At 62.4% G+C, this 21,466-nt stretch carries 19 protein-coding genes; 14 read left to right on the top strand and 5 right to left on the bottom strand.

Translation table 11 applies throughout. From position 1 onward, the window contains the following. Positions 1 to 343: 343 nt before the first annotated feature. The 6 genes from tssA to ACIPL0_RS20750 are packed head-to-tail and all read left to right on the top strand — an operon-like array spanning position 344 to position 6,871. Positions 344 to 1,933, top strand: a complete 1,590-nt coding sequence (gene tssA, locus ACIPL0_RS20775) for a type VI secretion system protein TssA (protein WP_400598486.1) — start codon at positions 344 to 346, stop codon at positions 1,931 to 1,933. Between the two features lie 25 nt (positions 1,934 to 1,958). Continuing rightward, positions 1,959 to 3,728 carry a type VI secretion system baseplate subunit TssF gene (gene tssF, locus ACIPL0_RS20770; protein ID WP_400598488.1) on the top strand — a complete coding sequence of 590 codons (1,770 nt, stop codon included), beginning with the start codon at positions 1,959 to 1,961 and terminating at the stop codon, positions 3,726 to 3,728. After that, positions 3,692 to 4,786, top strand: coding sequence for a type VI secretion system baseplate subunit TssG (gene tssG, locus ACIPL0_RS20765; protein WP_400598490.1), 1,095 nt, complete (start codon positions 3,692 to 3,694; stop codon positions 4,784 to 4,786). Before tssF ends, tssG begins: the two co-directional genes overlap by 37 nt. Beyond that, the gene (tssJ, locus tag ACIPL0_RS20760) at positions 4,770 to 5,306 is read left to right on the top strand and encodes a type VI secretion system lipoprotein TssJ (RefSeq protein WP_400598492.1); all 537 of its coding nucleotides are present in this window, start codon (positions 4,770 to 4,772) and stop codon (positions 5,304 to 5,306) included. Before tssG ends, tssJ begins: the two co-directional genes overlap by 17 nt. A 3-nt stretch (positions 5,307 to 5,309) precedes the next feature. Then, complete coding sequence (tssE, locus tag ACIPL0_RS20755) at positions 5,310 to 5,741, top strand: type VI secretion system baseplate subunit TssE (RefSeq protein WP_400598493.1); 432 nt, start codon at positions 5,310 to 5,312, stop codon at positions 5,739 to 5,741. Positions 5,742 to 5,764: 23 nt separating this feature from the next. Next, the gene (locus ACIPL0_RS20750) at positions 5,765 to 6,871 is read left to right on the top strand and encodes an OmpA family protein (protein ID WP_400598495.1); all 1,107 of its coding nucleotides are present in this window, start codon (positions 5,765 to 5,767) and stop codon (positions 6,869 to 6,871) included. 36 nt (positions 6,872 to 6,907) lie between these two features. On the opposite strand, the gene ACIPL0_RS20745 is transcribed toward ACIPL0_RS20750, so the two are convergent. Both ACIPL0_RS20745 and ACIPL0_RS20740 read right to left on the bottom strand, forming a co-directional pair. After that, the gene (locus tag ACIPL0_RS20745) at positions 6,908 to 7,966 is read right to left on the bottom strand and encodes a patatin-like phospholipase family protein (protein WP_400598496.1); all 1,059 of its coding nucleotides are present in this window, start codon (positions 7,964 to 7,966) and stop codon (positions 6,908 to 6,910) included. 716 nt (positions 7,967 to 8,682) lie between these two features. Beyond that, positions 8,683 to 9,459, bottom strand: coding sequence for a FadR/GntR family transcriptional regulator (locus tag ACIPL0_RS20740; RefSeq protein ID WP_400598498.1), 777 nt, complete (start codon positions 9,457 to 9,459; stop codon positions 8,683 to 8,685). A gap of 164 nt (positions 9,460 to 9,623) precedes the next feature. Between ACIPL0_RS20740 and ACIPL0_RS20735 the strand changes: the two genes are divergently transcribed. The 8 genes from ACIPL0_RS20735 (at position 9,624) to ACIPL0_RS20700 (ending at position 18,368) form a co-directional block, all read left to right on the top strand. Next, entirely contained in the window at positions 9,624 to 10,934 is a 1,311-nt protein-coding gene (locus tag ACIPL0_RS20735) for an MFS transporter (protein ID WP_400598500.1), read from the top strand. Between the two features lie 16 nt (positions 10,935 to 10,950). Next, a complete protein-coding gene (denD, locus tag ACIPL0_RS20730) occupies positions 10,951 to 11,937 on the top strand; it encodes a D-erythronate dehydrogenase (protein ID WP_400598502.1) in 987 nt (328 codons plus the stop codon). Positions 11,938 to 12,216: 279 nt separating this feature from the next. Continuing rightward, on the top strand, positions 12,217 to 12,495 hold the full coding sequence (locus tag ACIPL0_RS20725; protein ID WP_400598504.1) for a hypothetical protein: 279 nt from the start codon (positions 12,217 to 12,219) through the stop codon (positions 12,493 to 12,495). 285 nt (positions 12,496 to 12,780) lie between these two features. Beyond that, complete coding sequence (locus tag ACIPL0_RS20720; protein WP_400598506.1) at positions 12,781 to 13,698, top strand: AAA family ATPase; 918 nt, start codon at positions 12,781 to 12,783, stop codon at positions 13,696 to 13,698. After that, entirely contained in the window at positions 13,668 to 14,651 is a 984-nt protein-coding gene (locus ACIPL0_RS20715; RefSeq protein WP_400598507.1) for a DUF58 domain-containing protein, read from the top strand. The genes ACIPL0_RS20720 and ACIPL0_RS20715 overlap by 31 nt, the downstream gene beginning before the upstream one ends. Before the next feature lie 13 nt (positions 14,652 to 14,664). After that, positions 14,665 to 16,674 (top strand): DUF3488 and DUF4129 domain-containing transglutaminase family protein, encoded by a 2,010-nt coding sequence (locus ACIPL0_RS20710; protein ID WP_400598509.1) that lies wholly within the window; start codon positions 14,665 to 14,667, stop codon positions 16,672 to 16,674. Between the two features lie 21 nt (positions 16,675 to 16,695). Next, positions 16,696 to 17,475: a CHAD domain-containing protein gene (locus ACIPL0_RS20705; protein WP_400598510.1), complete on the top strand. Its 780-nt coding sequence runs from the start codon at positions 16,696 to 16,698 to the stop codon at positions 17,473 to 17,475. 98 nt (positions 17,476 to 17,573) lie between these two features. Beyond that, positions 17,574 to 18,368, top strand: a complete 795-nt coding sequence (locus ACIPL0_RS20700) for an acyl-CoA thioesterase (RefSeq protein WP_400598512.1) — start codon at positions 17,574 to 17,576, stop codon at positions 18,366 to 18,368. Positions 18,369 to 18,413: 45 nt separating this feature from the next. Here ACIPL0_RS20700 and ACIPL0_RS20695 read toward each other — a convergent pair whose 3' ends face one another. The 3 genes from ACIPL0_RS20695 to ACIPL0_RS20685 form a co-directional block, all read right to left on the bottom strand. Further along, on the bottom strand, positions 18,414 to 18,635 hold the full coding sequence (locus ACIPL0_RS20695; protein WP_400598514.1) for a hypothetical protein: 222 nt from the start codon (positions 18,633 to 18,635) through the stop codon (positions 18,414 to 18,416). Positions 18,636 to 18,973: 338 nt separating this feature from the next. Continuing rightward, positions 18,974 to 20,323 carry a methyl-accepting chemotaxis protein gene (locus ACIPL0_RS20690; protein WP_400598516.1) on the bottom strand — a complete coding sequence of 450 codons (1,350 nt, stop codon included), beginning with the start codon at positions 20,321 to 20,323 and terminating at the stop codon, positions 18,974 to 18,976. 275 nt (positions 20,324 to 20,598) lie between these two features. Continuing rightward, positions 20,599 to 21,408: a TatD family hydrolase gene (locus ACIPL0_RS20685; protein WP_400598517.1), complete on the bottom strand. Its 810-nt coding sequence runs from the start codon at positions 21,406 to 21,408 to the stop codon at positions 20,599 to 20,601. Positions 21,409 to 21,466: the final 58 nt, after the last annotated feature.

Here is a 21,466-nt window from a genome sequence, read left to right as displayed (position 1 = left end):
CCTGTAGGAGCTGGCTTGTCCTGCGACCTGACGCGAAGCGGCAGCAAACCCGGCTGATGCGGTGTATCAGGCAAACGGCGTTCTGTGGGTTTACGACGGGTGCCCCGCCGGTCGCAGGGCAAGCCAGCTCCTACAGGGATTTGCGCAAACCTGTCTGTAGCAGTCCGGCTTGCTGGCGGTGGGGATTTCACGGGCGTCTTCGCGGGCAAGCCCGCTCCCACAGGATCGCTCCTACGGGGCATCGACAGGTGAGTGTGTTGGAACAGAGGAATTTCAGGATGCCCAGGCAGGTGTTTTTCACGGGCTCAGGCAAGAGGCCGTTGGCGTTTAACGAGGTGATTCAATGAGTCTGCAAACCCTGATTGCCCAGTGTCTGGACGATCGTGATGGACTGGCGATGGCACGTACCCAGGCTGCGCGTTGGGTGTCGTGGCTGGAGCCGATCAGCGCCGATGCGCCGGTGGGTGAAGACCCGGGCTACGACGACGATTTTCAGTCCATGCGCGAAGAGGTCAACAAGCTCTCCGGAGCCGATGCCGAACGTGTGATCGCGCTGGCGGAGAAGCTGCTCACGCAACGCTGCAAGGACCTGCGTGTGGCGTCTTATTACCTGTGGGCGCGTCTGCACAAGGACGGTGAATCCGGGCTCGGCGATGGCTTGAGCCTGCTCGCCGCGCTGCTTGAACGCTACCCGGACGCGTTGCTGCCGACTCGGCCCAACAGTCGCAAGATGGCACTGGAATGGCTGACCAGCGGCAAGGTACTGGACAGCCTGGCGCTGTTTCCTGAGGTGGTAAAAAGCGAGGCCGAGCAGACGGTGGCCGCATTGGTCTGGCTGGAGCATGGGCTGGCGAGTTGGCCGGAGACTCAGCGTCCCGTGCTGGGGGCGTTGTACTCGGCGCTTGCCGCCCGAATGAATCAGTCCGGTGGCGTCAATGCACTGGTGCCGCAACACAGCGCCGGCCACGAGCCGAGTGCGCCACCGGTGCCGGGGCTGGACGGGACGATCAAGTCCGGCAGTGGTCTGCTGGAAGCAGGGCGCAAGCTGGCCAGTTATCTATGTGATCAGCCCAATGGCTGGCTGGCCGCTCACCGATTGATGAAAAGCCTGCGCTGGGACACTGTGCATGTGCCGCTGCCCCTGGAAACGGATGGCACCACGCGCCTGGCCCCGCCCCGCAGCGACCATCGTGCTCAACTCAAGCGCCTGTTTGTGCAACAGAACTGGACCGAGTTGCTGGATCAAGGGCAGGTCATGTTCGCGGTAGGCGTCAATCACTTCTGGTTCGATTTGCAGTGGTACCTGTATCAGGCCCTGAGCAAGCAGCCTGCGCCGCAGAACAGTTGGGCCAGCATCGTAGCCAGCGACTTGCGCATCTTGCTTGAGCGCTTTCCGGGGATCGAAGAATTGCGTTGGGCCGACGGTACGCCATTCGCCGACGAGACCACGCGCGAGTGGATCACCCAGCATGTCAGTGGCGGTCGCACTCAACAGTGGCTGCCGGTGCCTGCTGCCGCCATCGCCATCAGCGACTCGCAGATTTTTGCACTGGAAGACGAAGCCCTGGCCCAGGCCGACAGCCATGGTGTGGAGCACGCGCTCAACTGGCTGATCACGCATCCGGACGCCCAACAGACTGGCCGTCAGCGCTGGCTGGTGCGGCTGCTGATGGCGCGGGTGGCCGAGCAATACGGCAAGAGCGATCTGGCCCTTCATCTGCTCAGTGAGCTCGACGCCATCGCGCAAAACCAGGCGCTTGCCAACTGGGAACCGGAGCTGAGCTTCGAGGTGAAGGCTCGCCTGCTCAAGCTGCTGCGCCTGAAAGCGCAACGCAACGACGTCGACAAAGCCGCCGTCAGCCAACGCATGGACGTCTTGCTCGCCGCGCTGGTCGCCATTGATCCGGTACGCGCTGCAGTGCTTTGCAGCTGAACCTCACTGAACAGGAATTTTGCAATTGAGCATGGACAATCTCACCCTGGAATACTTCGACGCAGAGATGCGCTATCTGCGTGAGGCCGGCAAGGAGTTCGCGGAGGCATTTCCGGATCGCGCGGCGTATCTGAACATGGACAAGCCCGGCGCTCACGATCCCTACGTGGAAAGGCTGTTCGAGGGGTTTGCCTTTCTGATGGGGCGCCTGCGCGAAAAGCTCGACGACGATCTGCCCGAATTGACCGAAGGGCTGGTCAGCCTGCTGTGGCCGCATTACCTGCGCACTATCCCGTCACTGTCGATCATCGAGCTGACGCCGGCTCCCGGAAGCATAAAGGGCAGCCAGACCATCCCGCGTGGATTCGAGGTGTTGACGCAGCCCATCGGTGCGCGGCAAACCCGCTGCAACTACACCACCACTCAGGATCTGGTGTTGCAGCCACTGAGTCTGCTGTCGGTGCAACATGGCAACGAGCCGGACGGGCGTTCGCTGCTGCGTCTGCGTTTTGACTGCGGCGGCCTGTCTGACTGGAGCCAGACCGATCTCAGTCGTCTGCCGCTGTACCTGAACGCCTCGCCACCCTTGGCCAGTGCGCTGCATCAGGCATTGGCGGTGCACGCGCGGACTCTGTATGTGCGCTTGCCCGGTCAGCAGGATCGCCGCGCGCTGGATGCGTATTTTTCCGCCAAGGGCTTTGCCGAGTATGACCGCCTGTGGCCCAAGGGCGACAGCGCGTTCAGCGGCTATCAGTTGTTGCTGGAGTATTTCATCTTCCGCGAGAAGTTCATGTTCGTGACGTTGTGCGGCCTGGAGCAACTGGTGCTGCCGCCGGAGGTGCCGTGGTTTGAGCTTGAGGTGGTACTGGATGAGCCCTGGCCGCAGCAGTTTCAGCTCAGTGCCGACCATCTGCGTCTGCACGCGGTGCCGGTGATCAATCTGTTTACCCTGGAAAGCGACCCGCTGACGTTGCAGCCATTGCAGACCGATTATCTGCTGCGGCCCATGCGCTTGCAGGACGGTCATATCGAAATCTATTCGGTGGACAACGTCTGCGCGTCGAAAAACGCGGTGGCCCACGACTACGTGCCCTTCAGCAGTTTCCGCCACAAGGGCGGCATGCTCCGTGACGAAGCGCCGGAGCGTTATTTCCATACCCGCCTCAAGCGCGGTGCGAATGGCCTGCACGACACCTGGCTGATTCTGGGCGGGGAGGGCTTCGATGATGACCGGCTGAACAGGCAGGAATGCCTGTCGCTACGGTTGACCGGCACCCACGGGCAACTGCCGCGCAAAGCGTTGCAAAGCACGGTGATCGACACCGCAGCCAGTTCAACGGTGACCAACCTGCGGATACGCAACCTGACCGCCCCGACGCTGCCGTGCTACCCGCCCAACCGTGACCGCTTTCACTGGCGAGTGCTCAGCCACCTGGGCTCGAACTTCCTGCCGATGCTCGACAATGCCGAAGTGCTGCGCGGCACCCTGGCGTTGTACGACTGGACGGGCAGCGAAATGAACCGGCGCCGGCTGGCGGCGATTGTCGATGTCAAACACTTCCTGATTCAGCGTTTCGAAAAAGGCTTTCTGCTGCGCGGCGTGGACATCGAAGTCACTCTGGATGCCAACGGTTTTGCCGGTGAAGGCGACATTCAGCTGTTCGGGGAAATGCTCAGCCGCTTTTTCGCGCTGTACGCCGATATTCACCTGTTCAACCAACTCACCCTGATTTTGCAACCGACCGGGAAACGCCTGCGATGGAACGAGAACCACAGCCAGCGGATTCCCGGATGAGTGCCGTGGAGTTGCTGGACCTGCTGAAAGACCGGGTGGCCGAGGCCAACGTTTACCGTTTCTGCCAGTTGCTGGAGCAGTCCCGACCCGGCCTGCCGGCATTGGGCAGTACCGAGCGACCTGACAACGATCCGGTGCGGTTTCGCCCGGATCCCGGTATGGGTTTTCCTGCTGCCGAGCTGAAAGCCATTGAGACCGATGAGTCGAATCCGGCGCGACCCGCCACGGTGCGCACCCGTTTGCTGGGGTTGTATGGCGTGGATTCGCCGATGCCGACGACCTTCCTCGATGACATCACCCAGCGCCGGGAGGGGCACGAAGCGCTGGAGGCATTTCTCGACATTTTCAACCATCGGATCTTCACCCAGTTTTACCGGGTCTGGCGCAAGTACTCATACCCGGCCACGTTCGAGGCAGGGGGCAGCGATGCGACATCGCAATGCCTGTTGGGGCTGATCGGCCTGGGTATTCCGGGGACTGCAAAACAGATCGCGACACCCGTCTCGCGCTTTCTGGCGTTGCTCAGTGTCATGCGTCTGCCGACGCGAAATGCCGAAGGGATTACCGCGCTGGTGACGTTGCTGGCACCCGCTACCCGCACGCAGGTGACGGCGCATTGGCCCAAGGCGATTCCACTGCAGCAGCCCGCGGGCCTGTCGGCGGCTCACCCGGTCAGCCTGTCTCAGGGCACTCCGCTGGGCAGTGTCGGTTACGACGCCAACAGCCAGCTCTTGCTGAGCCTGTTCACGCTGGACCCGAATGAAGCGCGCGGCTGGCTACCCGGTGGTCAGCTGCATACCGATCTGCTCGTGCTGTTGCGCGTTTATCTGGGCTGGCGCTGCACGGCCAAGCTGCAACTGTCGCTACCGGTCAGCAGCCTGCCGACGCCGTTGCTGGGCAAGGCACCGCTCTGGCTGGGGCAGACGGGTGTTCTGGGGCTGGGCGCAGCGAATGAACCGGCTCAGGACGAGCACACCATCACCATCAATCTGGGCCGTTATCCGGGCCTGCAAATCAACCCGACAGTGGGAGAGGCTCAGCATGCCGAATACCGTTAGTAATGCATTGATCACCGTAGCCATGGCAGCGGCGTTGACGGGGTGTGGCCTGTTCCAGTCAGTGGCCGATTCCACCTCGTCCACCACCCGGGCCATTTTCTACAAACAAGTGAAGGACCTGCGGCTGGACTTCAGCGGTCGCGCTGCACTCAACACCGATGCTATGTACATGAGTGCGTTATCCGTACCGACCCTGCTGCGGATTTATCAAACCACTGACAACCGATCGATCCAACTGGGAAATTACGATCGGTTGCTCGACGATGATGAAGACTTGCTCGGCGCTGAGTTGCTGGACAAACAAGCGGTGCTCATAAAACCGGGGGAGGGCGCGCAGTTGAACGTGCCGCTCAATCCGGAAACGAAATTTATCACCGTGGTCGCACTGCTGCGCACCCCGGATCTGCAACGCAACAGCTGGCGCCTGACGCTCAAGCGCGACGACCTCGACCCCGATCAGGCGCGCATCATTGAACTGGGCGATGACCGTCTTGTGCTTCGTCCGTTGGCGAAGGAGTGATCAATGACCGAGTCGAACCCGTCGCTCTACGAAATGCTGCTGCAGAACTTCCATGGTGAGCTGGACCTGCACCTGGTGGATGAAGATCAACAGCAAGTGCTGTCAGTGCTCGACAACATCCGACGCATTCTCGGCAGTCGAGCCGGTACGCTCAGCCATCTGCCGGATTACGGCTTGCCGGACATGGGGCTGATTCTGCAGGGCCTGCCCGCCACGGCACACGGGTTGATGGAGACCATCACCGAAACCTTGCTCAAGTTCGAGCCGCGTTTGCTGGCGGTGCAGGTGTCGCTGCTGCCACAGACGTTGCCGGGGCATCTGGAATACGCCCTGGATGTTCGGCTCAAGGGCGGCGACCGCGTGACGTTCGGCACCACACTGGGCCCGGAAGGGAAAGTGCTGGTGCGCCATCTGAAGCAACAGTACGCGCTGTAAATGTCTGGTTCGAGGTGTGTGTAATGACCGTGCTGTTTGAAATGCCCATTCAACTGGGTGGCGATCCCGGTGAGTTCAGTGAGTTCTCGGCGCTGCGTGCCGAGCTTGGCAAAATGAATCATCCCGCATGTCCCGATGTGGATTGGGCGCAGGTCGAGGTGTTGTGTCTGGCGTTGTTTCGCGTGAACGGTGCAGAGCTGCAGACTGCTGTCTGTTATGCGTTGGCCTGCGGACAGCGGACAGGCTTGCCCGGCCTGGTGAGGGGCCTGGCGCTGGTCGAATCGCTGGTGCGTGAGTGGTCGCAGATGTGGCCGCCGCAACCTGCGGCCCGTCTGGCCCTCCTGGACTGGTTGTTCGATCACTTGCCGCCGTTGTTGCGCCGCATGGACATCGGCACCGTGGATGGACAAGCGCTGGTCGAGCTGCATGCAGGACTGGACCATCTGAATCGACTACTGCTGTCTCAAGCCGACACCGCACCGCTTGCGCTGGATGCGTTGTGTCGGCAGGTTGCGCAGATGCTTGCACGGGTCGAACCGGAACGTGTGTTGATTACCCGCCCTGTCTTACTGGCGGACAGGCAGCCGACAATACGACGGCTCCCCGAGTTGATCCCTGTGGTGCCGGTACTGCCTGCCGTCGCGCGTAAAAGACGGCTCCCCGGATGGGTGGTGTCGGCGATGGCGCTGGTGCTCGTATCGATGGGTTTGCTGACGTGGCACTGGTTTGCCGAAAGCAGAAGTGAAGCTGTGCCGCCAGCGCCCGTGCAGTTGAGCAGCCTGTCATTGTTCGATGCAGGCAGTGCGCAACTCCGGGCTGATTCGACCAGGATGCTGATCGATGCTTTGGTGGACATCAAGGCTCGGTCAGGCTGGCTGATTGTCATCTCGGGGCATGCCGATGGAACCGGTGACACCACCAGGAATCTCCAGCTCTCATTTGATCGTGCATCGGCGGTAAAAACGTGGATACAGAGCATGGGGGATTTTCCTGACAGCTGTTTTGCCGTTCAGGGGCTGGGTGCCGGACAGCCGGTTGCCAGTGATCTCAATGAGGCGGGGCGCACGGCGAACCGGCGTGTGGACATTCGTCTGGTGCCGCAGGACGGTTCTTGTACTGATGAAGCCTGACGCAGGCAGAAGAGCAGGGTGTGACCGGCGGGATTTTCAGTGCTCCCGCTCATACCTGTCCAATGTGTCCCGCGCTATTTCCCGCCCCAGCGCGATCAACTCCGGCGCCTTGTAGAACTCGAAAAAGCGGCAGACCTTCTTTGGCACGTTGATCAAAATGTCCGGTGGATAGCCGGCGATCTTGTACTGCGCCAGTGACGTCTGCATTACCTCGAAACTCTGGTTGATCAGATCCAGCAGCGAGGCCGGCCCCACGTTGTCGACGATCACCGCGCCGCTGGCGGACTTCGGCGCGCCAGGTTCAGTGGGGGCTGCAGCCGCCTGCTGACCTTGCGGGTCCGCCGACTCGCTGTCTTCACCCAGCCAGGGATCGGGCAGGGTGGCGGCCGTGGCTTTCAGGCTGTCCTGTTCCAGGCGCAGGACATCGGTGCCGGCCACTTCCAGTTTGCGTCGGAAGGGCAGGTGTGAACCGATGGAGCTGATCAGGCTGTCGAAACGCTTTTTCACCGCCGGCGGCCGCTCGATCACCGGCAACTGGTAATGCTTGTGGTTGGTGGAGTTGAGGTTGACCGCGACGATCAGATCGCAGTGGCTGGACACCACCGGCACGATCGGCAGCGGATTGAGCAGGCCGCCGTCCACCAGCGTGCGATTGCCTTGGACCACCGGCGTGAACAGACTGGGAATCGCTGCCGAAGCACGCATGGCCGCGTGCAGGTTGCCTTCCTGAAACCAGATTTCCTGCTGGTTGGTCAGGTCGGTGGCCACGGCGGTGTAAGGGATGCGCAAATCCTCGATGTTCACTTCGCCGACAATTTCGCGAATCTGTCCGAACACCTTTTCCCCGCGAATCGCCCCCAGTCGAAAGCTCACGTCGACCAGACGCAGCACATCCAGATAATCCAGGCTCTCGATCCAGGCCCGATACTCCGGCAACTTGCCCGCCGCATAGATCCCGCCGATCACCGCGCCCATCGAACAACCGGCGACGCAGGCGATGTCGTAACCACGCCGCTCCAGCTCTTCGATCACCCCGATGTGCGCATACCCCCTGGCACCTCCAGAACCCAACACCAGCGCGATTCTTTTTTTCATAGGGAGCTTCCCGGTCGTATGAGCTTCAGGTGTGAGGCAAGACCGCGGCTACGACATGGCGGATTGCTTGCTGAAACATACTAGGTAACAGCCGGGGAAGGCGAGGGGATAACGACCTGAGCTGATCAATCCCCGCCCAGAAAAAAGCCCGCTGGGGCGGCGGGCTTAAAGGAGGATCAAAAGGAGTAGTGGTCAGACTGCCGAGATGGCCGTGAAGATTTTGTGAAAACCAATTCGTAACTCATTCTTATTTAAACAATTGCGACGAGTGGTAGGTGTTGCCCTGTCTGGCACCTCAGTTCGTGTGAGGGCCCATTCGCGGGCAAGCCCGCTCCCACGGCCTTCGGCCAGAAGCGCACGTGACGGTGCTGCTGTAGCAGCGTTGAGCCTGTGGGAGCGGGCTTGCCCGCGAAGACGATGGGTCAGCCGGCACGGGGTTGTCTGGGCTGACGCTTCGCGGGCAAGCCACGTTTCCACAGATTTGGCGTCGCTGACGCTGGCAAGTCAGGCCGCTACGGGGTTGGCGTCATGACGAATATCACCCGACACCGCATCACTTTGTGGGAGGGAGCCCTGCTCGCGAAGGCGTCAGGTCAGGCAGCGAGGTATCGACCGGATGTACGCATTCGCGGGCAAGCCCGCTCCCACGGCCTTCGGCCAGAAGTGCACGTGACGGTGCTGCTGCGCAGATGGCGATTTTGCAGACGGGCTTCTCGTCATGCCGGGCGGCTGCCCGGGCTGTGCCAGAACGCCGGGTCGGCGTTTTTCAGGCGTTCGACGGCGTTGTGGATGTGGGTGAGGGCGGCGTGGCGGGCGGCGTCGGGGTCGCGGGCGGCGATGGCGGTGTAGATGGCGAAGTGTTCGACGCGCACGTCCTTGGCCATGTCGCGGCGGCGTTCTTCGTTGGAGCGGGTGATGCGGATGGCTTCCTTGACGAATTGCGCGATGAATTCGTGCAGTGACGGGTAGAGTGCGTTGCCGGTGGCGTGGGACACCGAGAGGTGGAACGCGAGGTCTTCTTCGACACCGTCGCGGCCTTGTTCTTCCGCCTTGTCGATGGCTTTCAGGGCGCGTTCGATGGCTTGCAGTTGCTGCGGCGTGTGCCGTTGCGCGGCGAGGGCGGCTGCTTCGCCTTCGATGCCGCGGCGCAGTTCGGTCACCCGCAACACCGCGTCGATCGAGCCACAGACGTCTTCGTCGATGGTGAACGCCTTGATGTGCGCGCCTTCACAGACCACCGTGCCGCTGCCCTGGCGCACTTCCACCAGACCTGCCGATTTCAGGCGCGAGATGGCTTCACGGATCACCGTGCGGCTGACCCCGTAACGCTCCGACAACACCGGCTCGGTCGGCAGGCGCGAGCCGGGCAGGGCTTCGCCGCTGGCGATGTGGGCCTTGAGGGCCGCCGTGACCTGGTCGGCCAGGGTGCCTTTGGACGCGTCTTTGAGGGTGGCCGCTGTTTTCGGCAGCGCCGATGGCTCGGTGGGGCTCATGGAAATCTCGTGTTTCAAATGAGCGAACGTTACTGCATTTTGCGGCCAGCGTCCCGTCGCACACGTTGTTGAATTCGTATGACGTATTATGTTACTTATTCTTTCGCGCAGCGTTTTACCCGCACCACATCACCCCACTACAAAAACAACAGGATGGGAAAGAGATGAGTGAATCACTGACTCAAGGCGCTATCGGCACGGCTGTCGATGCGTCGGAAGACGCGGCTTACCGCAAGGCAGCGTGGCGGATCCTGCCGCTGTTGCTGCTGTGTTATCTGGTGGCCTATCTGGACCGGGTCAACGTCGGCTTTGCCAAGCTGCAAATGTCCGATGACCTGCATTTCTCCGAAGCGGTCTATGGCCTGGGCGCCGGGATCTTCTTCATCGCGTACTTTCTGGTGGAAATCCCCAGCAACCTGATCCTGCACCGGGTCGGCGCGCGCTTGTGGATTGCCCGGATCATGATCAGCTGGGGCGTGATTTCCTCGCTGATGGCTTTCGTGACCACGCCGATGTCGTTCTACATCATGCGTTTTCTGCTGGGTCTGGCCGAGGCCGGTTTCTATCCGGGCGTGATCCTGTACCTGTCGTACTGGTTCCCGACCCACCGTCGCGGAAAGATGTTCGCGCTGTTCGCCACCGCCGTGCCGCTGTCGGGGCTGATCGGTGCGCCGCTGTCGGGCTGGCTGATGGCCGCGTTCGATGGCGCACACGGTTTCGCCGGCTGGCAGTGGCTGTTTTTCATCGAAGGTCTGCCGTCGATTGCCATCGGTATTCTGGTGATCTTCTGCCTCAGCGACCGCATTTCCCACGCCGGTTGGCTGAGCAAGGACGAGAAGGCACTGCTGCAATCGCGCATCGACGCCGAAACCCAGGGGCATGTCGCCCACAGCGTGAAAGAGGTGTTCCGCCAGCCGCGCATGTGGCTGCTCACGGGCATTTATTTCTGCCTGATCGCCGGCTTTTACACGGTAGGTTTCTGGCTGCCGACCCTGGTGCGCCAGGCCGGTGTGACCGATGTGTTGCAGATCGGTCTGCTGACGGCCATTCCGTATGGCGCAGCGGTGGCGACCATGCTGCTGGTGTCGCGCAACGCCGACCGTCTGCGTGAACGTCGCTGGCACCTGGCGCTGACCGCCATCGTCGGTGGCATCGGTCTGATCATCTCGGCCACCTGGAGCGACAACTTCACCGTCTCGATGATCGGCCTGACCCTCGGCGCCATGGGCGCGCTGAGCACGCTGCCGCTGTTCTGGCCGCTGCCGACAGCGTTTCTTGGTGGCACGGCCGCGGCGGCGGGGATTGCTCTGATCAACTCCTGCGGCAACCTCGCCGGTTTTGTCTCGCCGTATCTGATGGGCTTTCTCAAGGACATGACCCACAGCACCACCATCGGCATGTATGTCATGGCCAGTGCGCTGTTTCTGGGTGCGGCACTGGTATTCCGCATCCCCGCAAAACTCGTTAATCGCTGAGCATCAGGAGCAATTCATGAACATTCTCGTGACCGGTGCGGCCGGCTTTCTCGGCCGTCGCCTGATCGAAGCCCTTCTTCAGCGTGGCTCGTTGACGGATCGGCAGGGCGCGACACAACGCATCAGCCGCATTGTGGCCTTCGACGTGGTGCCGCTGGCCGGCATCGACGATCCTCGGGTGCAGGTGGTCTGCGGCGACATCGCCGACCCGCGCATGCTGGAAACGCTGGTCGACGCAGACACCGACAGCGTCTTCCATCTGGCGGCGGTGGTGTCCAGCCAGGCCGAGCAGGATTTCGACCTGGGCATGCGCATCAACTTCAGCGCCACGCACAACCTGCTGGAGCGGATCCGCAGCCTGGGGACCTGCCCGAAATGGGTGATGACCAGTTCGGTGGCGGTGTTCGGTGGGCAACTGCCAGCGCAGGTGGAGGACGATCAGGTGTGGGCGCCGCAAAGCTCCTACGGCACACAGAAAGCCATGAACGATCTGTTGCTGGCCGATTACAGCCGGCGCGGTTTCGTTGACGGTCGCAGTCTGCGCATGCCGACCATCGTGGTCCGTCCCGGCAAGCCGAACATGGCGGCGTCGAGCTTTGCCAGCGGCATCATCCGCGAGCCGCTCAATGGTCAGGACAGTGTCTGCCCGGTGCCGCTGGACACACGTTTGTGGCTGATGTCGCCGGCACAGGCCATCGCCAATCTGATTCACGGGCACGAACTGCCTGGCGAGCGTTTGAGTCAGGGGCGGGTGATCAACATGCCGGGATTGTCGATCACCGTGGAGCAGATGCTCGATGCCTTGCGCCGTACGGCCGGGGACGCCGTGGTGGCGCGGGTTCGTCTGGAGCGCAATCCGGCCATCGAACGCATCGTCGGCAGCTGGCCGGGTTCGTTCACCGCCGGTTATGCCAGGGCGCTGGGCTTTACGGCGGATCATGACTTCGCCGATGTGATCGGGCAGTTCATGGCGGAGTATCCGCCGCAGGTGAGTGTGGGTTGATTTAGGGCCGATGCTGAACTGTGGGAGGGAGCCCTGCTCGCGAAAGCGATAGATCAGGCGCTGCAGTGGTGTCTGAGATAACGCCTTCGCGAGCAGGGCTCCCTCCCACGGCCTTCGGCCAGAATCAAAAGCCCGGCTGCAAGCCGGACTGCTACGGGTTTTGCGGCGCTGCAAAAGATTCATCAGAACAACAGATGCGCCGTCACCTCCGCTATGGCACTTTTACATCGCTGCATCGTCAAAGCGGCATTGTCGATTCCATTGTTGAGGTAACACCCGATGAAAGCCTGGATCTGCCTGCCCGTGCTGGCCCTCGTTCTGACCGGCTGCGCTGGCAAAACTGCCTATCGTGACACCTGTGCCACGCAGCTGGATGCCGCCTGGCATGAACTGGATCTGGCCAAGGCCGAAGGCTTTGCCGGAACGGTCAGTTATTCCAAGGCCCTGTCGTTGCTGACCGGTGCCAAGACCCAGCAACAATTCGAAGCCTTCGAGGGCTGCTCGGAGAAGGCCGAGAAGGCGCGTTTCTACATTCGTGAGTCCCGCGCCGGGCGTTAAGCTCGCGAGCGCGTGCATTGTGGGAGCGAATTCATTCGCGATGGCCGGTGCAGGCAACACAGATCGGTTGCCTTGACCTACGCATCGCGAATGAATTCGCTCCCACAATGTTTTAACCCCGCAGATTCTTTCCCCTTCCGGTCGTGCGGCGGCTCAGCGCAATAAATCCTCCTCAATTGCCCATCCGCTCTGGCGAAAAGGCCTACGCTGACTTTAAAGTGACAGCACTTTTGGCATCTTGTGCAGTCCTTGTTGCCACGCGCAGTCGCCTGGGGAGGCTTTCCAATGGGCAGAAAACTGGATGCTTGTCTAAACGCGATCAATGAAGTGGTGCTGGGCAAGGAGCCCCAGGTCCGGCTGGCCATGACGTGTCTGCTGGCGGGCGGCCATTTGTTGATCGAAGACTTGCCCGGCATGGGCAAGACCACGCTGAGTCACACCCTGGCACGCGTGCTGGGCCTGAGCTTTCAGCGGATTCAATTCACCTCCGACCTGCTGCCGGGCGATATCCTCGGCACGTCGGTGTTCAACCGCGATACCGGGCAATTCACCTTCCATCCGGGGCCGATCTTCGCCGAACTGGTGTTGGCCGACGAGATCAACCGCGCCACGCCGAAAAGCCAGAGCGCGCTGCTCGAAGCCATGGAAGAAGGACAGGTCACCATCGAAGGCGCAACCCGGTTGCTGCCCGATCCATTCTTTGTCATCGCCACGCAGAACCCGTTCAGCCAGGGTGGCACCTTTGCCTTGCCTGAGTCGCAACTGGACCGCTTTCTGATGCGCCTGTCGCTGGGCTACCCGGCGCGCGCGGCGGAAAAGGCCTTGCTGCTGGGGACGTCGCGGCGGGAAATGCTGCCCAACATCGAACCCATCATCGATCACGCCGAACTGGCCGCGTTGCAGGCAGAGGCCCGGCGGGTGCGGGCCAGCGATGCGTTGGTGGATTATGTGCTGCGGCTGGTGGATGCCACCCGCAGTCAGCCACAGTTCGCCTATGGCCTGTCGCCGCGGGCAAGCCTGGCGATTCTCTCGGCGGCGCGGGCCTGGGCGTTGCTGATCGGGCGCGATTATGTGATTCCGGAAGACGTTCAGGCGATCCTGCCGGCGGTGATCGGCCATCGGCTGCGTGAGCGCACCGATCCGACCGGGCATGGCGGCGGGGCGTTGGTTCAATGGTTGCTGCGCGAGGTGCCGGTGCTTTGATCGAACAGTTCAAGCCGGTCTGGCAGCGCTGGGTGGGACGTCGTATTCCCCCGGCTTCGCGGATCGAGCTGGATCACCGCCGAATCTTCATCCTGCCGACCCGGGTCGGAGGTACCTATGCGCTCGTGCTGTTTTTGCTGTTGCTGGTGTCGATCAACTACCAGAACAGCCTCGCTTATGGCCTGACCTTTCTCATGCTGTCGGTGGGCATCCTGGCCATTCTGCACACCTACCGCAATTTCAGCGGCCTGACCCTCAGTGCCGGCACCGCTCGTTCGGTGTTCGTCGGCGAGCCGGTGCAACTGCGTCTGCGTCTGGAAAGCGCCGGCGCCGGCCATCAGGCTATTGCCCTGGGCTGGGACAGCGAACAACTGGAGCAGACAGACGTTGACCCCGAACGTCTGGTGGAAGTCGCCTTGACCCTGCCGGCGGTCAATCGCGGCTGGCTGCGGGCGCCGCGTCTGCGGGTCGAAAGCGTGTTTCCGCTGGGGATTTTCCGCGCCTGGAGCTGGCTGGATCTGGAGCAGACCGTGCTGATCTACCCGCGACCGATCCCCGGCAGCCTGCCGTTGCTGCAAGGCGCGCAACCGCACACCGAAGACGATGGTCAGGCCACACGCGGGCGCGGCGTCGATGATTATCAAGGGTTGCGCCTGTGGCAACCGGGCGACTCGATGCAACGCATGCACTGGAAGGCCTGGTCGCGCGGGCAGGGCCTGATGGTCAAGGAATTCACCGACCTCAGTGGCCATGATCTGTGTCTGGATTTCATGGCGCTGGGCGGCGATATCGAAGAGCGCCTGTCGCGGCTGTGCTACTGGGTCCTGGAATTGTCGCAGCGCCAGCAACCGTTCGCCCTGCGTCTGCCGGGTTTCCTCTCGGCGGTGGACAGTGGCGACGCCCATCGCGAGGCCTGTCTGCGCCAGCTGGCGCTGTACGGCGTGCGGGCATGAGCGCGGGGTTGTCATGACGTCCGCCAGCCTCGCGCAACCGATTCCACGGGTCAGCCTGAACTGGCTGCTGATCGCCCAGGCACTGGTGATGGTGCCGTTCGCCCTGCATATTCCGGCGTCGCTGGTCGTGCTATGGCTGGTCTGCACATTCTGGCGCATCCAGATTTTCCGCATGCGCGTGCGCATTCCCGGCACCTGGGTCAAATCGGGTCTGCTGGTGGGCACGGCGGGCGGCATCTTTCTGGCCCGGGGCAGTCTGGTCGGGCTGGATGCCGGGGCGGCGCTGCTGATTGCCGCGTTCATCCTGAAGATGCTGGAAATGCAGACCCGGCGCGATGCGCTGGTGCTGATCTTCCTCGGCTTCTTCTGTGTCGCGGTCGGCTATCTGTTCGAGGATGCGCTGCTGTGGGGCGTGTTCACCCTGTTGCCGGTGGCGACGCTGCTGGCGGCGCTGATCGGCCTGCAGCAGTCCAGTCTGGCCGGCAAACCGTCCGGCACCTTGTGGCTGGCAGCCAAGCTGCTGTTGCAGGCCGTGCCGCTGATGTTGCTGTTGTTTCTGTTCTTCCCTCGCCTGGATCCGTTGTGGTCGTTGCCGCAGCCGAGCAACAAGGCGCTCACCGGGCTGTCCGACAGCATGGCACCGGGGGACATCGCCGAATTGAGCAAGTCGGCGGCGCTGGTGTTCCGCGCCAGTTTCGACGGGCCGGTTCCGCCACGCAATCAGCAGTACTGGCGCGGCCTGACCCTTGAGCAGTTCGATGGCCGACGCTGGTCGCAGTCGTCGCGCGCGCAAGTGCCGGATGCGCCCGACTGGCGCCGCGACGGTGACAAGGTCAGTTACACCGTGGTCATGGAGCCCACCGGCAAACCCTGGTTGATGACCCTGGATGTCGGCCAGGCCGATCAGGAAGGCGCTCGGCAGATGAGCGACTTCCGCTGGCAGCGGCGACGACCCATCGAGCAATCGATGCTGTACAGCGTCACCTCCTGGCCCGACGCGGTGCGCGAGACCGTGCTCAGCGACGGTGCCCGTCTGCAGAACCTGCAACTGCCGAACAAGGTCAACCCGGAAGCACGGGATTGGGCGGCGGACCTGAAACGCCGCTATCCGAAGCCGGATCTCATGGTCGACGCGATGCTCTCGTATTTCAGCGAGCAGCCGTTTCACTACACTCTCAAGCCGCCCGCGCTGGGGCCCAACAGCATCGACGATTTCCTGTTCGGCAGCCGTGCCGGTTTCTGCGCCCACTATGCCGGAGCCATGACGTTTGTCCTGCGCGCTGCGGGGATTCCGGCACGGGTGGTGGCCGGTTATCAGGGTGGCGAACTGAACCCGGACGGTAACTACATCAGTGTGCGTCAGTTCGATGCCCATGCCTGGGTCGAATACTGGCAGGCCGGCGTCGGCTGGCGCAGTGTCGACCCGACCGCCGCCGTGGCCCCGGCGCGAATCGAGCAGGGGCTGGAACAGGCCCTGGCCGCCGACGAGGACTTTCTCGGCGATTCGCCGATGTCGGCGCTGCGCTATCGGCATCTGGCCTGGCTCAATTCGATCCGCCTGAGCTGGGACAACCTCAATTACGGCTGGCAGCGCTGGGTGCTCGGCTATCAGGGGCAACAGCAATTGCAGGTGCTGGGACGCTGGTTCTCCGGGTTCCAGGCGCCGGTGTTCGCCGGTGGCGCGCTGGTGATCCTCGGCCTGCTGGCGCTGTGGCTGTTCAAGCCCTGGCGCCGCGAAAGCGACTCGCAGCTGCGTCTGTTCAGCGCCTTTGAACGCTTGCTGGTTCGTCACGGTCTCAGACGTCAGCCAGGTGAGGGCGCCCAGGCGTTCGCCCGCCGTGCGGCTCAGCAATTTCCGTTGCATGCGGAAGCGATCGAGGCGTTTGCCCGCGAATTCGAAGCGCAGCGCTATGGCGGCATGGCCGGCTCTACAGGGGCAACAGGGGCTTTGCGCCGACAGTTGAAACATTTGCGCCGCAGCTTGCCCTGGCGATTGTCTGCGGCGCGGGAAAAGCAGCGTTGATGGTTAATCGAGGAGTGCTTCATGTCTGTCATGGTCGATCACTTGATCGCCGAAATTCTAAGTCTCAATGTCAAGTTGCTGGCCTGCCATGCGCGGTTGGCGGCGTCCACCGACAGCGAGGCGTTGCACGACCTGCGCACCACGGTACGCAGGCTGCGCAGTGTGTTGCGGCCGCTGCGCGGTCTGCCCGGGATGGATCAGGTCGAAGAGGCAGCCAAGGGCGTCGGTGACCTGACCACACCGCTGCGCGACATGCAGGTGCTGGCGGCGTTTCTGCAGGAGCAGGGGTTGCAGCAGGCGGCGCTGAAGCGTTCGAACATTCTCGACACGGCCTGTCCGAAGGTGGCCACTTCCGCCGAGTTGAATCGTCTGCTCGGCGTGCTCGATCAACTGCCGTCGTTCCTGCGGGCGCAGCAGCGCCACGGTTTGCTGAAAAGGTTGCGTCAGCGGATCGGCAAGCGCATGGACAAGCAGTGGAAGACGTTGCGCGAAGCCATGGCTGACCCGGCCCACGACCGCCATCGCCTGCGTCTGCTGATCAAGCGGGTGCGCTACGCCGCTGAGGCGTACCCGGAACTCAGTCATCAGCCCAAGGGCATGCAGCGTCGGCTCAAGGCCGCACAAAGCGCGCTGGGTGACTGGCACGACCATCTGCAGTGGCTGGCCCAGGCCGAGCAGGAGCAGGATCTGGCCGACTGCGTTGCCGGCTGGGAACTGGGCATCCTGCAAGCCGAGGAAAAGTCCGACAGGGCGCTGGAACAGCTGTTTCAGGCCTGCTTTGCCGGCCATCACGCCCATTGACCCTGATCAGGCCGCAGGATTGGCAGTTATGAACCCTGTCCTGCGCCTGACGCCTCGCTAACATCCGGACATGTCTGTCATCCGTGTCCGGAGTGCCCATGAATTTTTCCGACTTGCTCAACGCCGTGCGTGACAACCCGCTATCGGTGACTATTCCTGCCGGCTGGTCCCAGGGCCGCGCGGTGTTCGGCGGGTTGATGGCGGCGCTGCAGTTCGAAGCCATGCGGGCACAGGTTCCGGCGGGGCGACCGGTGCGTTCGCTGGCGATCACCTTTGTCGGCCCTCCCAGCGTCGATGTGCCGATTGCCTTTGAGGTGGAAGTGCTGCGCGAGGGCAAGGCGGTCAGTCAGGTATTGGGCAGGGCGGTGCAGAACGGCAAAACGATGACGCTGGTGCAGGGCAGTTTCGGTGCGGCGCGCGATTCGATGATCAGCGTCGAGGCCGAGCCTGCTCCAGCGTTCAAAGCGGTGGACGACGCCCCCGTGTTTCCGTTCATTGCCGGGGTGATGCCGGAATACCTGCGTTTTATCGACATGCGTTGGGCGTTGGGCGGACTGCCGTATTCAAACACGCCGTCGCCGGCCATTGGCGGTTACGCGCGGCTGCGTGATGTAGAGGAGGAAGTCCTCACTGAAGCGCATTTGCTGGCCTTGGTCGACACTTGGCCACCGGCCGTATTGCCGCACTTGAACAAACCGGCGGCGGGCAGTTCGTTGACCTGGACCATCGAGTTCGTGCAGCCGATGCCAGTGTTGACGACGCGAGACTGGACGCAATATCGGGCGGTGATCGAGCATGCGCGGGATGGCTACGGCCATGCAGCGGCAGCGTTGTGGACGCCGAAGGGGGAGTTGCTGGCAATCAGCCGGCAGACGGTGACGGTGTTTGGCTGAAGCGGGTGACGATCAAGCGGTAACGCGACGACCCTGCCCGAGACCTTATTTGCCTCGGGTTTTGATGGCCTGAGCCGCGATCAGACCGAGCACGCCGATACCGGCCGAAGTGATGCTGGCGCTCAGTGCACCGTCGAGCAGCAGCAGACCCGAAACGATTGACAGCGGAAAAGCCAGGGACGAGAGCACCAGCCCCGACGACAGGCCGGATTTGCTGGCTGCGCTGAAAAAGTCACCCAAGTGCAGATCAGTAATGAATTTAGGCATGATTGCGTACCTCCGTAACGCCTGAATAAGAACTGTTTTCGATGAATTCAGGATAGGCGCGGCGCCGGGGAAGGGCGAATCGAGGTTTGCTATCGGAACGATAGGCTGGATGGTTGAAAACAATCGGTCGGATGTGTACGGGACGATTTCGTTATAACGGCGGCATTCCTGAAACCACCTGGCCTACACAGGACAGCCGGCCGGGCTCAAGGCCTTTGATTCTGGCCGCAGGCCGTGGGAGGGAGCCCTGCTCGCGAATGCCATCGCCCGGTTGATTGCGTTTCTTCTGGACGGACGCTTTCGCGAGCAGGGCTCCCTCCCACAGGGTATCTGCGCGGCTAATTGGCGGTGTCGGCTGCGCGCAATTTCAACTGCCCGATCGCGCTGTTCAGCTCGCCGGCCAGTGTCGCCAGCTCATCGCTGGTGCCGGCCGAGTCCACGGTCTGACGCACGGTGCGTTCGGTGACGTCGCGGATGCTGACCACTGCGCGGTTCATTTCTTCGGCGACCTGGCTTTGTTGCTGTGCGGCCACGGCGATCTGCGTGTTGCTTTCACGCATCTGCGCCACGGCTTCGGTGATCGCCGCCAGGGCATCACCGGCCTCACGGGCGTGCTGCACGCAGTCGTCGGCCTTGTAAGAGCTTTCCTGCATGAAGTCCACCGCATCGCGGGTGCCGGCCTGCAGGTCGGTGACCATGCGGGTGATTTCGTCGGTGGAGGTCTGCACCCGTTTGGCCAAGTTGCGCACTTCATCGGCCACCACCGCGAAGCCCCGGCCCATTTCGCCGGCGCGGGCCGCTTCGATAGCGGCGTTGAGCGCCAGCAGATTGGTCTGTTCGGCGATGCTGTGAATCACCCCGACCACGCCGTTGATCTTCTGGCTGTCTTCGGCCAGACGCTGAATCATCCCGGCGGTCTGTTGCACGCCGCTGGACAGCCCGGCAATCGAGGTCTGCACCCGGTCCACCACTTCCTTGCCGCTACCGGCCAGGGCATCAGCGCTCTGCGACTGATCCCGCGTGGCGCTGGCGTGCTGGGCGATGTGGTAGACGGTCGCGGTCATTTCATTGATCGCCGTGGCGACCTGATCGGTCTCGCTCTGCTGGCCGAGCATGCCTTCGCGCACGTCGCTCATGCCCGAGGCCAGTTGTATCGCGCCCTGATCGAGCCGCGCCGCCGACTGTGCCACGGTGCCGACAATGCGTTGATAGCCGGCCTGCATGGCGTTGAACGCCTTGGCCATCTGCCCGACCTCGTCGTCACCGGCCAGCGGCACGCGGGCAGACAGATCGCCGCTGCGTTCGACGTGGAGCATCACGTCTTTCAGGGTGTTGAGGTGGGTCAGCAGAAAGCGGATCAGCAGTTGCGAGGCGCCGAGCATCGCCAGCATCAGCACGAACACGGCGACGGCGTAATGGCTGAAATGCTCGGTCAGCACCTGGGTGAAGCTGGGCGCCTGACCGAGGCCGGCCGCCAGTTGCTGCGTTGACGAAGGCAGCGGTTGGCTCGCCGGCCATGCTGCGAGCAGTTGCGTCCGGGCTTCGGCGAATTGGCGCGCGTCATCGGCGCGGGACTGCTGCTCCAGCTGCACGGCGTACAGCACCAGCAGCAAGGTGGTGAGAAAGGCGACGGCGTTGACCGCCCAGAATTTGTACTTCAGGGAGATGTTGCTCAGCCAGCGGCTCATGAGAAAGCTCTTCTGTGGATGCACGGGATAAGGCAAGGTGCCAGTAGTGTGTGCATTGCAGATGACATGAGCATTGATCTGCATCAATGAGAGGCAAGGCGGGACAAACCGTTTTCCAGCATTACACCGCCCTGTGGGAGAGAACTCTGCTCGCGGTGGCGTCATTTCCGTTGCAGTTGCGGGGAATGACACAGCGCATTCGCGAGCAGAGCTCCCTCCCACAGGGCTCGTGGTGTCGGATGTCTATCGGTACGGCGCCGGACTTCTGTGGGGAACTAACCCGCCAGCTCCGGCAGGCCGAAAAACGCCCGGGCGCAGGCCGTGGTGTGCGCGGCGACATCCGCTGCGGTTTCACCGCGATGCAATGCCACTTCGCGCAGCACTTCTGGCAGGTAGGCCGGTTCGTTACGGCCGTTTTTCGGTTTTGGCCGCAGGCTGCGGGGCAGCAGGTAGGGCGCGTCGCTTTCCAGCATCAACCGGCCACGGGGGATTTCGCGCACCAGCGGATGCAAATGGGTGCCACGGCGTTCGTCGCAGATCCAGCCGGTGATGCCGATGTGCAGGTCCAGGTCGAGGTAGTTGAACAGCGCGCGCTTTTCCCCGGTGAAACAGTGCACCACGGCCGCTGGCAGGTGATCGCGGTAATCACGCAGGATCGCCAGCAGGCGTTCGTCGGCTTCGCGCTCATGCAGGAACACCGGCAATTGCAGGGCCACGGCCAGGGCCAGATGGGCCTCCAGGACTTTTTCCTGTTGCGGGCGCGGCGAAAAATCGCGGTTGAAATCCAGGCCGCATTCCCCGACGGCGCACACCGATTTTTCTTTCAGCAGGGCCTGCAACTCTTTCTCGGTCTGCACTGTCCAAGCGCTCGCCGAATGGGGGTGAACCCCGGCGGTGCTGAACAATCGCTGGCCGCTTTCGTCCAGTTGGCGACACATCTGCAAGGCCTGTTCGCTGCTTTCGACGTCCGTGCCGGTGAGGATCAATTGGGCCACGCCGGCTTGATAAGCACGGTCGAGCACCTCGCGTTCCTTGGAAGCGAAGCTGGGGTTGGTCAGGTTGACGCCGATGTCGATTAGCTGCATGGTGCACCTCAGGCCGGAGGCCGAGAAGAATACCAGAGCGATTGAAGCGATAAAAAAT

Origin of the sequence: Pseudomonas sp. NPDC090208, assembly GCF_044746785.1 — a bacterium.
Classification (GTDB): domain Bacteria; phylum Pseudomonadota; class Gammaproteobacteria; order Pseudomonadales; family Pseudomonadaceae; genus Aquipseudomonas.
The sequence above is the reverse complement of the archived record's forward strand: the minus strand, read 5'-3'. Positions and strand labels throughout refer to the sequence as shown.

Excerpts from the sequence above, each read along its gene's own strand:
- tssA (WP_400598486.1), top strand. The coding sequence starts at position 344 with ATGAGTCTGCAAACCCTGATTGCCCAGTGTCTGGACGATCGTGATGGA.
- tssG (WP_400598490.1), top strand. The coding sequence starts at position 3,692 with ATGGAACGAGAACCACAGCCAGCGGATTCCCGGATGAGTGCCGTGGAG.
- tssJ (WP_400598492.1), top strand. The coding sequence starts at position 4,770 with ATGCCGAATACCGTTAGTAATGCATTGATCACCGTAGCCATGGCAGCG.
- tssE (WP_400598493.1), top strand. The coding sequence starts at position 5,310 with ATGACCGAGTCGAACCCGTCGCTCTACGAAATGCTGCTGCAGAACTTC.
- ACIPL0_RS20750 (WP_400598495.1), top strand. The coding sequence starts at position 5,765 with ATGACCGTGCTGTTTGAAATGCCCATTCAACTGGGTGGCGATCCCGGT.
- ACIPL0_RS20745 (WP_400598496.1), bottom strand. The coding sequence starts at position 7,966 with ATGAAAAAAAGAATCGCGCTGGTGTTGGGTTCTGGAGGTGCCAGGGGG.
- ACIPL0_RS20740 (WP_400598498.1), bottom strand. The coding sequence starts at position 9,459 with ATGAGCCCCACCGAGCCATCGGCGCTGCCGAAAACAGCGGCCACCCTC.
- ACIPL0_RS20735 (WP_400598500.1), top strand. The coding sequence starts at position 9,624 with ATGAGTGAATCACTGACTCAAGGCGCTATCGGCACGGCTGTCGATGCG.
- denD (WP_400598502.1), top strand. The coding sequence starts at position 10,951 with ATGAACATTCTCGTGACCGGTGCGGCCGGCTTTCTCGGCCGTCGCCTG.
- ACIPL0_RS20725 (WP_400598504.1), top strand. The coding sequence starts at position 12,217 with ATGAAAGCCTGGATCTGCCTGCCCGTGCTGGCCCTCGTTCTGACCGGC.
- ACIPL0_RS20720 (WP_400598506.1), top strand. The coding sequence starts at position 12,781 with ATGGGCAGAAAACTGGATGCTTGTCTAAACGCGATCAATGAAGTGGTG.
- ACIPL0_RS20715 (WP_400598507.1), top strand. The coding sequence starts at position 13,668 with ATGGTTGCTGCGCGAGGTGCCGGTGCTTTGATCGAACAGTTCAAGCCG.
- ACIPL0_RS20710 (WP_400598509.1), top strand. The coding sequence starts at position 14,665 with ATGACGTCCGCCAGCCTCGCGCAACCGATTCCACGGGTCAGCCTGAAC.
- ACIPL0_RS20705 (WP_400598510.1), top strand. The coding sequence starts at position 16,696 with ATGTCTGTCATGGTCGATCACTTGATCGCCGAAATTCTAAGTCTCAAT.
- ACIPL0_RS20700 (WP_400598512.1), top strand. The coding sequence starts at position 17,574 with ATGAATTTTTCCGACTTGCTCAACGCCGTGCGTGACAACCCGCTATCG.
- ACIPL0_RS20695 (WP_400598514.1), bottom strand. The coding sequence starts at position 18,635 with ATGCCTAAATTCATTACTGATCTGCACTTGGGTGACTTTTTCAGCGCA.
- ACIPL0_RS20690 (WP_400598516.1), bottom strand. The coding sequence starts at position 20,323 with ATGAGCCGCTGGCTGAGCAACATCTCCCTGAAGTACAAATTCTGGGCG.
- ACIPL0_RS20685 (WP_400598517.1), bottom strand. The coding sequence starts at position 21,408 with ATGCAGCTAATCGACATCGGCGTCAACCTGACCAACCCCAGCTTCGCT.